This window comes from Priestia megaterium (assembly GCF_009497655.1).
In the GTDB taxonomy this organism is placed as follows: Bacteria; Bacillota; Bacilli; order Bacillales; family Bacillaceae_H; genus Priestia; species Priestia zanthoxyli.
On the sequence record NZ_CP023317.1, the window covers coordinates 1,206,583 to 1,219,412 of the forward strand.

Genomic DNA, 12,830 nt, shown 5'->3' on the forward strand with positions numbered 1-12,830 from the left:
CGCCTTGCAGGAAGATATGTATTCCAATATTTAGTGGAAAAGCGCCAATAATAATTGTTTCAATTCTTCTTTAGTTTTTACAAAAAAATATAAAAATATGCCGATACTACTAATATAGATTAGACATTCTATGTCTTTAGATTGTATAGGGGATGAAAAAATGAAAAAAGCTTTTCAAAGTTTACGCATGAAAATGCTATGTATGATTGCAGCCATGATGGCCATAACATCTACTGTAATTGAAGTAACCAATTATTATCTTATTGTGAAACAAGAGCAAGCAGCTTCGATTACGCTAGTGATTACATTTCTGTTTGTTTCTTTTACAACTACCGTGTTCTATTTTATCATACGTCGCTACATAATTGCGGTTGAAAATTTGTCAAAAACAATGAAAGGGATTTCAAACGGCGATTTATCTGTAGATGTTGTTCCTTTGAAAGGGAAAAATGAGATTAGTACACTCATATCTTCACTTAATGAAATGATGACTCACATGAGAATACTGCGTCAGAAAATAAGTAAAACAAAGAGCACGGTCAGTCATTCCTCAGAGCAATTGCTTGTAAGCATGGAGGAAACAAAAACAGCTGTGACAGAAGTTACGATGTCTATTCAAGAAATTGCTGCGGGTTCTGATAAGCAGTTGCTAAGTGTGGTTGAAACCGAGCAGGCTATGGTGGATATGGCCAAGCTGCTTCAGAAAATGACTGATCATTCTTCAAAGGTACAACAATCGATGAACAGAGCCTCTGAACATGCTTCTACCGGAAATGTTGCGGTGAAAGATGTGACGAATCAAATGAATAAAATCTATGAAACCGTTAAGATATCGACCAGTGAAGTAAAGGGACTCGAAGATCGTTCCGCAGAGATTGGCCGCATTATTAATACGATTACAAGAATTGCTGAACAAACAAATCTTCTTGCACTTAATGCTGCTATTGAAGCTGCAAGGGCTGGAGAACATGGAAAAGGTTTTGCTGTAGTGGCAGGGGAAGTACGTAAGCTAGCGGAAGAATCTAAAACGTCCGCTATACAAATCAGTCATTTGTTAAAAGAAATTGAAGTACAGGCAAAGCGGGCTTATCGAAACATGGAAGTGAATACGGAAGAAGTCACGCTTGGTATTGCCACTGTCGAAGATGTAACGCAACAGTTTTCCATAATTATGGAAGATGTCTTTGCCGCTCAAGAACAAATGAACAAAATGACAAAAGCAACAGGAGAGATTGATGGGTATTCGTTTAAGGTAATGGAGTCTGTCATGGCCCTTTCGGAGGTTGCTAAACAAGCAGCTGCTTACGCTGAAGAAGTAGCTGCGGCTTCACAAGAGGAGTTAGCATCTATAGAAGAACTTGTGATGTTGGCAGCTAATTTAAAATCTACGGTAAGTGAGTCCTGAAGTCTATCTTGATATGTACGTAATACGCGCAGTTTTCTGCGTGTATTTGTTTTATTTATATCTTTTATAGAAAACGATAAATAGAATTGACACGTTATCAAAGCAGTTGTATAGTGAGTACGCAAGGCGGCAGTCTGCCTTTTTTTAATTCTTAGTAAACTTATAAGTTAAATAAAATATTTGAGTACTATATAAGGAGACAAAGAGATGAAAAATGAATTCCGTTTGGCAACAAATGACGACGCGGATAACTTATTGAACTTAACTCTACAAGCATATAAGCCTATTCGAGAGCTAGGCATTCCTTTCTTAGCAGCTACTGCTGATCTTGCCCTCGTTAAGAAAAATATTTCTCAAAACCTTTGCTATGTATATGAAGAAGATAAAAGAATCGCTGCCACTGTATCTATACGAATGCCTTGGGGAGAACATCCAGGTCCGTTTGCTGTTCCGCATTTTTGGTGGTTTGCAGTGGACCCGTCGCTTGCCAGGAAAGGCGTTGGATCTAAGCTGCTGCATCTAGTAGAGGAAGAGGTAATAAAGAATACGTTTAAATCGCCAGGTGTGTCTTTAGGAACAGCAAAAGAACATCCTTGGTTAGTTGAGATGTATGAACGAAAAGGATATGTTCAAGCTAAAGAAAAGCACCTTGCACAAGGCTATACGACCGTATTTCTTTATAAAAAATTCAATGAGGTACACTCTTTGTCGTAAAAGATAGAGAAGTGGTCTAAATTAAGAAATGTGAAAGAGTGATAAATATGACAGATCAATTACTACTAAATACGCTAATAGACATACGCCGTGAGCTGCACCGGTTTCCAGAGCTTTCAATGAAAGAATATGAAACAACTAAACGTATTAAAAAGTGGTTAAAGCACTACGATATTTCTATAGCGGATGCATTCCATTTAGACGTGGGAGCAGTAGCGGAAATTGTGGGAGGAAAGCCGGGACCTACTATCGCTATTCGAGCTGATATTGATGCGCTGCCAATTGAAGAAAAAACCAATCTGCCATTTGCTTCTGAAGTGAACGGTGTTATGCACGCATGCGGACATGATTTTCATACGGCTTCTATAATCGGAGCAGCCATTCTTCTCAAAGAGCGTCAGCAGGAGCTTTGCGGTACGGTTCGATTTATCTTTCAACCGGCCGAAGAAACGGCTTCTGGGGCAAAAATGCTCGTTGAAAAAGGTGTGCTCGAAGGAGTAGAAGCGATATTTGGAATGCATAACAAACCGAATCTTCCTGTAGGAACCATTGGTGTCAAATCGGGACCTTTAATGGCAAGCGTTGATCGTTTTGAAATTGACGTCAAAGGAGTAGGCGGTCACGCAGGTATTCCAGAAAAAACAGTAGATCCGATTGCTGCTGCTGGTCAAATTGTTACTAGTTTACAAACCATTGTCAGCCGTAATCTCAGCCCATTTCAAAATGTTGTTGTCAGCATAACTCAAATCCACGGAGGGAGCTCGTGGAACGTCATTCCTGACAAAGTAACGCTTGAAGGAACGGTGCGTACCTTTCAAGAAGAAGCGAGAGAAAAAATACCGGCTCTTATGAAACGAACTGCTGAAGGGATTGGAGCAGCTTTCGGGGCTTCAGTAGACGTTAAATGGTATCCGTATCTTCCTGTAGTAAACAATGATGATACGCTGGAAAAATTGGTTATTAACGCTGCAGAGAATCTTAGTTATCAAGTCGTAGAAGCTGAACAATCGCCTGGAGGAGAAGATTTTGCCGTATATCAGCAGCGTGTACCAGGATTTTTTGTATGGATGGGTACGGCTGGAGAATATGAATGGCACCATCCTTCTTTTTCATTAAATGAAGAGGCATTACTTGTAGCAGCTTCTTATTTTGCTAATCTAAGCTTTGACTTTTTGAATTCATTCCATTACCAAAAAAATTAAAATATTTTTATTTTTCTATTTACGCGGATGGAATTGTTTGATAAAATAAATTTTAAATTAAAAAAGTTATCACGAGTGGACGAGAGATCTGGCTCTTTGACTCCACAGCAACCTACGAATGTAAGGTGCTCCTACCAGCAAAGCATGTGCTTTGGGTGATAAAACGGGTGAAAAACTCATTTTGCATCAAAGCAAAATGAGTTTTTTTTATTTTTCTAAAAGGAGAGGGTTTTATGAGTCATACAGCAGTTGCAGCACATACAGGAGAGAAAGCATTAAAGGAAGCCGTAAAATTATTAGGAAAGCATTATCAAGTAGCTTATCGTGAATTAGAAACATTTTATGAAATTGTGGTCGAAAACCATGTTCGTACATATGCTGTAGGCATAGATATTAAAGATGTACAAAAAGCAAATGAACTAGAAATTTATTCATCATGCTGTTCCAAGCTTGAGCGAGTAGGCTGTCTTTTATAGAAGTCTGCTCGCGCCTCTATTTTTAAAGTGTTTTTAAATAGAAAGCATGTTTTTTGACAATTGAAGAATCTGGTGGGTATAATCATTACTCACTAGGTTTTAAAATTAATCATAAATTGTCGAAATTTTTACACAAATTAAAGGTTACATTCGAAATGAATTGTGGTATGTTATAAAACAAGAATATTTTATGAAAGGAGCATTGAAATGGAAATGTCTCTTGAACATGGAAACGATGCAGGAAGCGAACAGCTTATTGATCGTATCCTAGACTTTTTAGAAGATGACGAAAAGTAAAAAAAGAGTGTGCGGTGCTAGCCCTAGCCGCGCACTCTTTTTTTATCATGTGCGTCAAGGAAGCGCATACTATGATACATAGGGATAGAATGAAAGGGTCTCTGTCAAAGGGATTGACGAATCGTTTTGTTTGATGGAAAATTTAGAAAAAGGAAAGAGATGAAGGGTATGTCGAACAAAACATCTTTGTATCAAACAAAAGAACAGTTAAAGAAGCTTGTAAGCGAATTGGTTTCTATACCTAGCGTGACAGGAACGATGGCAGAAGTGGAAATGGCTGAATCGATAGCGGCGTATTTATTGAAGCTGCCTTACTTTCAAAAAAACGAGCAAGTTGAGCTTCATTCAACAGGAGACGGGCGATCGATTGTCACAGCTTTTGTTGAAGGGAAAAATACGAATAAAACAGTTGTATTAGTCAGTCATTACGACGTAGTGGATGTACAAGATTATGGACAGTGGAAAAAGGATGCTTTTCACGCTGATACGTTAACGAGTACTTTTTATAATGATATGGAACAAGTTCCGGCGCACGTACAAAAAGATATGATAAAAGGAGACTGGCTTTTTGGCCGAGGAACGATGGACATGAAAGCAGGTATTGCTCTGCATATCAGTATGATTGAACGAGCATGCAACGGAGAGTTTGACGGAAACATCCTGCTTCTGTCGGTACCGGATGAAGAAGTAAATTCGCTCGGAATGAGAAAAGCAGTGCCTGTTCTTTTAGAACTTGCGTGCAAACATCAGCTGGATTTTTCTCTCATGCTAAATGCAGAACCAGTGTTCAGCCGCTATCCTGGTGATCAAACGAACTATGTGTACTCAGGATCGATTGGCAAGATCATGCCAAGCTTTTTGTGTTATGGAAAAGAAACTCATGTAGGGGAACCGCTAGCTGGTTTGAATGCTAATTTACTAGCTTCTTATTTAACAACAGAAATAGAACTAAACGTTGATTTTTGCGAAAAAGTAAGAGATGAAACGAGTCCACCTCCTACTGTGCTGATACAAAAAGATTTAAAAGAAGAGTATTCCGTTCAAGTTCCGCACTCTGCCGTTGTATTATTTAATTTATTTATGTTAAACCGCTCTCTTAAAGAAGTAACAGATCTGCTGTTGAAATCGGCTGACAAAGCGGCTTTGAATGTAAAAAAACATTATAATAAAGCTGCTCGGCAGTACGCTGTGGGAATGGAGGGTTCATCCCTTGACGTGAACGTATGGACGTATGAAGAACTTTATACTCATGCAGTCAAACAGCATGGTGAAAAATATGTGCAAGAAATGGAAGCGGCACTTTTGGCACAAGAAGATGATGACAGAAATAAAACCATTAAATTAGTAAACTCTTTAGCTGGTTTATGTAAAGAAGCAGCTCCGATGATAGTCTTATTTTTTACGCCGCCTTTTTACCCGGCCGTTTGTTCACATGATGATCTCTTTGTACAAAAGATTTTGTCAAACGTACAGGCAACTGCCAAAGAGCAATTCCAAGTGGAGCTAGTTGAACAAAGTTATTTTGGCGGAATTTCGGATTTAAGCTATGCCAGCCTGCAGCACCCGCTTCATACATTTAACACGTTAGTAGCCAATATGCCTCTATGGAATAAAGGATATCATATCCCGCTAGAAGAGCTAGAGGAGCTGAAGATGCCGGTGCTGAACATTGGACCGCTGGGAAGAGATGCGCATCAATGGACCGAAAGATTAGACGTTCAGTATTCCTTTGAGATTTTGCCTCACTTCATTTATCAAGCTATAAAAGAAGCACAGAAATAAACATCCGCCCGCGGATGTTTATTTGTTGAATTTAAAAGAAGCTCCTTGTACGGTAATTTGTTGCGGTGTTAGAGCGTGATCCAATTCAACCAAAAATGGACGCTCTCCAACTTTTTTTAATGTATCGTGGACAACACCTTGTGTTCCGCTGCAAAAAATAAGGTTTCCTTTATTGACATATAGTTTTTGACAACGTGCATCAAGTAAAGAGTCTTTGTAGCTTTCGCCAGCCTGAACGTCCAGCAGTTTTGTCCATTTGCTGATGGATTCTTCAAGGTTATGTACAGCACAGTAAATGTTTTTTAGCTGCAGCTGACCGGCTTGATGGGAAGAAAGAGCAGCTAGCTTTGGCTTGCGTTTTTCTTCTGGTTCACCCCACTCAATAAAGAAAGGAAAAGGGAGGGCATCATGGTCATCTTCAATAAAACACATTTGCCATTGAAGTCTTTCTCCATCATTAGTTTGACGAGACCCCGCTACAGGGCCTTTTACAGTGTAGCCCTTGTCTTTCAGCTCGGTTATGAGCAAATCCATATCATCTGTACGAAGGGCAAATCGCCCAAAATGACCAAACGGCGTATGTTCGTTAACAAGCTGCTGAATAAGATCATTATCTGTAACTGTTTGAGCTAATGCGATATCTGTAAGCCCAAGCCACTCAATATAGCTCAGGTGAAAATAAGCCAACGTGTTAAAAGTGCCCCATTTTTCATGGGTACCGCCTTTAATAACATTGATTCCGTATTCGTTTAGTTCTTTCTGAGCTTTAATAGGATCAGGTGAAAAATGAACAAGATGATCAAAAGATAAGTGCATGGGTAGGCCTCCTTTTAAGAGAGATTCTTTCCCACTATTATACTTTGTTTTCTTTTTTAAGAAGAGTAAAACGAATGATTATGTAAAATAAAAATCTTGAAAAAAGCAAGCCGCGTATGTTTTAGACTCGGCTTGCTTTAGAGTTAGTTAGCGACGGCAGCCATGCCCTTTAAAGCAGCAGCCAAATGATTTATTAAACCATGGATATGAGCAGCAAGGTGAACCGCAGCGACAGCGGCGACGGCTAGAACGGCGAGTAGAACGGCGAGTAGTGCAGCGAGTAGAACGGCGAGTAGTGCGACGAGTAGAACGGCGAGTAGTGCGACGAGTAGTGCGACGAGTAGTGCGGCGAGTAGTGCGACGAGTAGTGCGACGAGTAGTGCGGCGAGTAGAACGGCGAGTAGAACGACGAGTAGAACGACGACGAGAACGTCTGTGAAGAGCAGTTGGCTCTTGGTACATAAATGTTTCAAGCTCAGTAGAAGCAAGTGCTTCTGTTGCTTCTCTAATTCTTTCAGCAGTGATATGCATATAAACACCTCCTGGCTAATTCGGTACATAATACAATATGTACAAGGAAGGTGTTTGGATATAGTGAAAACATGGAATTTGTCTAAATTTGTGAAAGAAATGGAGTGGTTTTCATGCTTCAAATCCTCGAACATCAAAGAGTGGATATCGCTCTTCAAATAGTAGCTGTGCAAGTAGAAGCTTATCAAGAAGAAGCAAGGCTCATTAGCTTTTCAGATATTCCTCAGCTTACAGAAAGCAAAGAAGATGTTATGAAAAGCAAGGAAGTGTTTATCGGAGAAATAATTGAAGGTAAGCTAGCAGGCGTGCTGTCGTTTGAAAAAGAAAATGAGCGATTAACGATTTGCCGCCTTGTTGTGCGTCCTCGTTACTTTCGAAAAGGAATCGGAAGCCGTCTTTTAACATATGTACTTCAAAGATATTCAGAATGTGAGTGTATGGTTTCCACAGCCGAAAAAAATACACCTGCGATTAAGCTATACGAAGCTCATCGGTTTTCAATTATAAAACACACTGCAGCTGCGGATAATCTTGTGTTAGTAACGATGAAAAGAGATTGAGACATAGCTAGATTAATCCAAAGACTAACAAATTGGCTACATGAGCTAGTAGGAATCGGCTGTTGATTTCCCTACAAGGCTTCGCTTTCCGCAGGAGTCTTCGCCTTGCCCTCCAATCACCAGCTAGAAGTACCTACATACATGAAACTTACGTTTACCATAGCAATAAAAAAATCCGAACGCGTTGGATTCTCCATCAAGAATCTCGATTCATCGTTCGGATCTTCCTTCAGCTAAAATACTTTTGTTTCAGCCTCTATGATGATAGTGTTTGCTCAGAATAATCTAGAGCTGTATGACGCTGAATCAGCAGTAAAGCAGCTAAAGTGACAACTGCTCCGATAATAAAAGGCAGCGTCATATTGAGTTTAAAGGCAAATGCACCAAGCAGAGGGCCAAAAATACGCCCTAAGCTATCCATTGAGGCAGTTAACCCTGAAGCAGAGCCATATCCTACTTTGGTTCTCATCGTAATTAATGAGAGGACACAAGGACGAATAAGGGCATTTCCTGCTGTAAATATGCACAGAAATAAGGTAGCATTAACGGCACTAGAAGATAACAAAATAGACGTAAATCCTATTGCTGAAACCAATAAGCCAATAGCCATCAGTTTTTTTTCATTTCCTTTTTTAAATCGCTGCAGTACACCGCCTTGAATCAGGGCTTGAGTTAAACCGCTCGCCATAAACATCCATCCGATTGTCGTGGGAGTAGCATTGATTTTCGCTATTTGAAAAAATTGAAAAGTAGCTTCTAAACCAGCGAGCGTAAAAGTAGCTAAAAATGAAAGAACATATAAATACTTCATAGCTCCTTGAAAATCTGACGTGAAGTCATGCCATCTGGATGTCTGTATTTTGGCAGCAGGTTCTTTTCGTAACGATTCTTTTAACGTAAAGAATGAGAACGCTGTCATAATCAGTGACAAGATACCAGAGATAACGAAGGGAACAAACAAGCCGAAAGACGAAAGGACACCGCCTAATGCCGGTCCAAAAATAAAGCCTAAGCCAATTGACATCCCTAACAGTCCCATTGCTTTCGTGCGGTTTTCTTCATCTGTACTATCAGAAGCGTATGCAAAAGCACAAGGAATAACAGCTCCTGCAAACAAACCTCCGATGATGCGTGACGTATACATCAGAGTCAAAGAGTTTTCTGCCACCGAAAAAAGAAAAAAGCTTGCGCTAAAGCCAAGTAAGCCCCAAAGTAAGATGGGACGGCGGCCTTTTATATCGGAAAGCTTCCCCCAAAAAGGTGCGGTAATAAAAGATGCGATCGAATAGCTAGCCATTAGTATCCCTAAATTGACCGTGCTTGCACCCGTGGCACGAATAACTTCAGGTACGATGGGGATGATCACGCCAAAGCCGACAAATACCATAAAAATAACAAACATTAACGTTCCAAGCTGTTTGTTCATATGCAATTAAGCCCCTTTCTCTGTAGAACATGCCGTGAGTTTAGTATACCAAATACAAAGACGTTTTTTACGTATATTTGGTAAAAAGCGCTTTATTTATAAGTGAAGAAAACATGTTAATATTTACCTGTTGCGCTGAAACTGATACAATTAAAAGAAAAGGGACGTGAAGCAATTGCCAATATGGATTGTATTTGCTGGGATTATAGGCGGTCTTTTAGGATTTGGGGCGCTAGTGGATTATATAGCTAAAAAGAGAAGTGTCGAGCTAAATCCAGAAGAAGGGATAAAGAATGCTTCTGATGCAGAACAAATCTATGTGGAAAATTACCTTTATCAAACAAAAGAAAATAACAATCACTTTCAATAAAAAAAAAGCTTGGAGAGAAATCTCCAAGCTTTTTTAATGCGGTAAAAAGATGAGCTGATAGAGAAATAAAACAGCAAAGACATACACAAGCGGATGAACTTGTTTGCCTTTTCCTTTTACCAGCTTCATTAACGGATAAGAAATGAAGCCAAGCGCAATTCCTGTTGCAATACTTGATGTAAGAGGCATCGCTAGAACAACTAAAAAGGCAGGGAACGCTTCATCAAAGTCATTCCAATTAATTTTAGCTACAGCACCCATCATCAAGCTTCCGACAATAATTAATGCAGGTGAAGTAATAGCTGCTACGCCAGAAACCGAGCTTACAACCGGGCTAAAGAATGCTGCCACGATAAATAGAATGGCTACCGTCACGCCCGTTAGACCTGTACGTCCGCCTGCTGCTACACCAGATGAAGATTCAACGTAAGCGGTTGTTGGGCTTGTACCAAATAAAGCGCCAATCGTTGTACCAAAGGAGTCAGCAAGCAATGCTTGACGCACGCGAGGCATCTTATTACCTTTCATAAGACCGGCCTGTTGAGCTACGCCTACCATTGTACCTGTTGTATCAAAAATCGTCACAAGTAAGAAAGAAAAAACAACTGTGTACAAATCATGATGAATAACATCTCCAAAAGCAGCAAAAGGATTTGAAATCATTAAGCCATCTGGAAGGTGAGGGGAAGCAAACAAACCTTTATCAAATGAAAGCTGTCCTCTAAAGAAAGCAATTAATCCGGTAATAATCATACCGAAGAATAAAGCGCCGTTTACATTTAGCGTATATAAAATGATTGTAATCGCAAGTCCAATCAGTGTTAAAACTACTTTCTCAGACTGCAAATCACCAAGTCCAATTAAATTTGATTTATTTGCAACAATAATACCGGCTGAACGAAGCCCGATAAAAGCAATAAATAAACCGATACCAGCACTGATCGCGTGCTTTAAATTGTTTGGAATAGCTTCAATTAATTTTTCACGAAACGATGTTAACGATAGGATGATAAAGATAATACCCGCTACGAATACAGCTGAAAAAGCAGTAGCATAGTCGATACTTCCATTTGAACCAACAACTAAAGCAGCAAAGTATGCATTCATTCCCATACCGGGAGCAATAGCGATTGGATAGTTAGCTGCAAGAGCCATCCATAGCGTAGCTACGACTGCTGAAATAATAGTAGCTGTAAATACTTGATCAAAAGGAACGCCGGCGCTGGACAAAATAACTGGGTTCACAATGACGATATAAATCATGGTTAAAAACGTTGTAATACCAGCTAAAATCTCCGTTTTAGCATCCGTGTTATATTCTTTTAACTTAAACATAAGTAACCTCCAAAAATAACGAACATTAAAAGCAACATGATATATAATATTCGTTTTTTACTTGAAATGCAATAGATATGCATATAAAAAATCAAAAACTAAAAAAGTGACGATAAAAGAGCTAAAATAAGTGTGAAATATTTCTTTTTTTCGGTGCTTTTTATAGTGTGCGCGTATAGAAGAGGCTCATACGAAAAAAAGCCGCTTAGGCTATAGCGGCTATGTTGCTTGTTTTGAGGAAACGACTATCGGAAATTTTATTTTAATGGAAAGAGTTAAATCGTGATAGGTATATTCCAAGCGTCCGTGGTAGTTGGAAACAAGTTCAGAAATGATCCACGTGCCAAGGCCTTCGTGGCGTTCTTTCTTTTCTGTCACATGAAAAGAAGTAAACAAGTGATCTTGACGCTCTCGTGATAAAGGAGCGGTAGAATTGCTGACTTCTAAAATGTAAATGCCACTTCGAATCATACTCGAAACGGTTATCTCTTTTTTCTCAGAAGAATGAGCGGCTTCTAAAGCATTATGCAGTAAATTCATGATGAGATTCATTTGGTCAAGGTGCTTTAAAGGCAGCTGTGATAACGGTGAATCTAATTGAACATTCATATGTATTCCCCACGTATGTGCTTGATTCTTGCTTTGATGTACAACAGAAGCAACGTGCGAATGTTCACCTTGAATATATGAATGGGTATCATTCAAAGCTTCAACGTAATCTTGAATATACTCTTGTGCCTGCTGTCTTTGGTTTGTTTCTAGAAGATAGGATACGGCGCTGACATGTTTAATAAAATCATGTCTTTCAGCTCTTAATGCTTGAAAAAGCTCATTGTTTTTTTGAATTTCACGTGAAGCACTGCTTTCCCGGTTAGCTACGAATATGTATTGTTGATAAGACGAAAACATGTCGGTCATGTAACCAATCATTGTGATAACGGTAAGGCCAATACTAAGAGGTGAAGATAGGCTAAATAAAAGCAGGAAAAAAGACGTCAGTACGATTGCTTTTTTTATCGTTAGTGAAGGAGCCGTTTGATATTTCTTTCTCCATATAAAAAATGAACCAATTATAAAAGAACTAAGTAGGAGATGTAAACTAACAGGCAGGTCTTTAAAAAAGAGGAGCACGAAAACAGTTAGTAAAACTAGTGTGTAAAATAGTTTCATTTTAAATAGTGCCTCCTTTAAAAGTACTCTTTTTGCAAGATGTCTAAATTTGTTTTCGTGATTAAAGCTGTTTTTTCGGTGCTTTGAAACATCACGGAGTAGGAGTGCTTAGTATACAGGGAGAAATTTTGAATATAGGAAATGTTGATAATAAAAGCTCGATGCGACCTTAGAAAATGACTCGCTGTTAATTCTTTTTCAATTTCGTTTAATGATTGATAGGTACTAAATTCTCCATTTGTCGTTATGATGGTGGTAGAGCGACCCGTTCGCTCTGCAAATATAATATCTTGTTTGTTCAGCACTTGCATTTCGGTTTTTTGTTTTAAAATAAGCTTATCTCTTGTATCAGTTGATTGTTTTTTTTGATGAAAACGCTGAATGCCTTTTAACAGGCGCTCTTTAGAATAAGGCTTCATAATGTAGTCTAAAACGTTGAGTTCAAATGCATGAACGGCAAAGCCGCTGTGCCCAGTGACAAAGATGACTTGAATATCAAGTGCGTAAGCATTGATAAAGTCTGCAAGCTCATAACCTGATAGCTTTGGCATTTCAATATCTGTAATTAATAAATCAATTTCATTTTTTTTAATTTCGTTATAAGCTTCCTCCGCGCTGCTAGTCGAAAAAAGTATGTCTATATCATCTTCTCTTTCTAAAGAAATCCTCAATTTTTCTAAATCATATGAATGATCATCCACTAATCCTACCTTCATAAATAAAAACCCTCTTTGTTTTATTCTATT

13 protein-coding genes and 1 riboswitch are annotated in these 12,830 nt (G+C 38.9%); of the genes, 7 read left to right on the forward strand and 6 right to left on the reverse strand.

The window, feature by feature from the left end:
* Positions 1 to 160 precede the first annotated feature (160 nt).
* From CEQ83_RS06080 to CEQ83_RS06100, 5 genes are all read left to right on the forward strand, one after another.
* On the forward strand, positions 161 to 1,405 hold the full coding sequence (locus CEQ83_RS06080; protein WP_194273203.1) for a methyl-accepting chemotaxis protein: 1,245 nt from the start codon (positions 161 to 163) through the stop codon (positions 1,403 to 1,405).
* Positions 1,406 to 1,612: 207 nt separating this feature from the next.
* Positions 1,613 to 2,119: a GNAT family N-acetyltransferase gene (locus CEQ83_RS06085; RefSeq protein WP_048020280.1), complete on the forward strand. Its 507-nt coding sequence runs from the start codon at positions 1,613 to 1,615 to the stop codon at positions 2,117 to 2,119.
* 47 nt (positions 2,120 to 2,166) lie between these two features.
* Positions 2,167 to 3,321 (forward strand): amidohydrolase, encoded by a 1,155-nt coding sequence (locus CEQ83_RS06090; RefSeq protein ID WP_028414205.1) that lies wholly within the window; start codon positions 2,167 to 2,169, stop codon positions 3,319 to 3,321.
* A 63-nt stretch (positions 3,322 to 3,384) separates the two neighbouring features.
* Positions 3,385 to 3,486: riboswitch (SAM riboswitch) on the forward strand.
* A 68-nt stretch (positions 3,487 to 3,554) separates the two neighbouring features.
* Complete coding sequence (locus tag CEQ83_RS06095) at positions 3,555 to 3,797, forward strand: hypothetical protein (protein ID WP_028414204.1); 243 nt, start codon at positions 3,555 to 3,557, stop codon at positions 3,795 to 3,797.
* A gap of 465 nt (positions 3,798 to 4,262) precedes the next feature.
* A complete protein-coding gene (locus CEQ83_RS06100; RefSeq protein WP_155017121.1) occupies positions 4,263 to 5,876 on the forward strand; it encodes a M20/M25/M40 family metallo-hydrolase in 1,614 nt (537 codons plus the stop codon).
* Positions 5,877 to 5,894: 18 nt separating this feature from the next.
* Here the strand turns inward: CEQ83_RS06100 and CEQ83_RS06105 are convergent, their stop codons facing one another.
* On the reverse strand, positions 5,895 to 6,692 hold the full coding sequence (locus CEQ83_RS06105) for a VOC family protein (protein ID WP_049163510.1): 798 nt from the start codon (positions 6,690 to 6,692) through the stop codon (positions 5,895 to 5,897).
* A gap of 147 nt (positions 6,693 to 6,839) precedes the next feature.
* The gene (locus CEQ83_RS06110) at positions 6,840 to 7,223 is read right to left on the reverse strand and encodes a CotG/ExsB N-terminal domain-containing protein (protein ID WP_080974235.1); all 384 of its coding nucleotides are present in this window, start codon (positions 7,221 to 7,223) and stop codon (positions 6,840 to 6,842) included.
* 113 nt (positions 7,224 to 7,336) lie between these two features.
* Between CEQ83_RS06110 and CEQ83_RS06115 the strand changes: the two genes are divergently transcribed.
* The gene (locus tag CEQ83_RS06115; RefSeq protein WP_033578349.1) at positions 7,337 to 7,783 is read left to right on the forward strand and encodes a GNAT family N-acetyltransferase; all 447 of its coding nucleotides are present in this window, start codon (positions 7,337 to 7,339) and stop codon (positions 7,781 to 7,783) included.
* A 256-nt stretch (positions 7,784 to 8,039) separates the two neighbouring features.
* On the opposite strand, the gene CEQ83_RS06120 is transcribed toward CEQ83_RS06115, so the two are convergent.
* The gene (locus CEQ83_RS06120) at positions 8,040 to 9,209 is read right to left on the reverse strand and encodes an MFS transporter (protein WP_033578350.1); all 1,170 of its coding nucleotides are present in this window, start codon (positions 9,207 to 9,209) and stop codon (positions 8,040 to 8,042) included.
* Between the two features lie 175 nt (positions 9,210 to 9,384).
* On the opposite strand from CEQ83_RS06120, the gene CEQ83_RS06125 reads away from it, so the two are divergent.
* Positions 9,385 to 9,579 (forward strand): hypothetical protein, encoded by a 195-nt coding sequence (locus CEQ83_RS06125; protein WP_033578351.1) that lies wholly within the window; start codon positions 9,385 to 9,387, stop codon positions 9,577 to 9,579.
* A 33-nt stretch (positions 9,580 to 9,612) separates the two neighbouring features.
* Here the strand turns inward: CEQ83_RS06125 and CEQ83_RS06130 are convergent, their stop codons facing one another.
* The 3 genes from CEQ83_RS06130 to CEQ83_RS06140 form a co-directional block, all read right to left on the reverse strand.
* Entirely contained in the window at positions 9,613 to 10,914 is a 1,302-nt protein-coding gene (locus CEQ83_RS06130) for an NCS2 family permease (protein ID WP_013055916.1), read from the reverse strand.
* 219 nt (positions 10,915 to 11,133) lie between these two features.
* Positions 11,134 to 12,084 carry a sensor histidine kinase gene (locus CEQ83_RS06135; protein ID WP_034270359.1) on the reverse strand — a complete coding sequence of 317 codons (951 nt, stop codon included), beginning with the start codon at positions 12,082 to 12,084 and terminating at the stop codon, positions 11,134 to 11,136.
* 17 nt (positions 12,085 to 12,101) lie between these two features.
* Entirely contained in the window at positions 12,102 to 12,800 is a 699-nt protein-coding gene (locus tag CEQ83_RS06140) for a LytR/AlgR family response regulator transcription factor (protein WP_016763353.1), read from the reverse strand.
* Between the last annotated feature and the right edge of the window lie 30 nt (positions 12,801 to 12,830).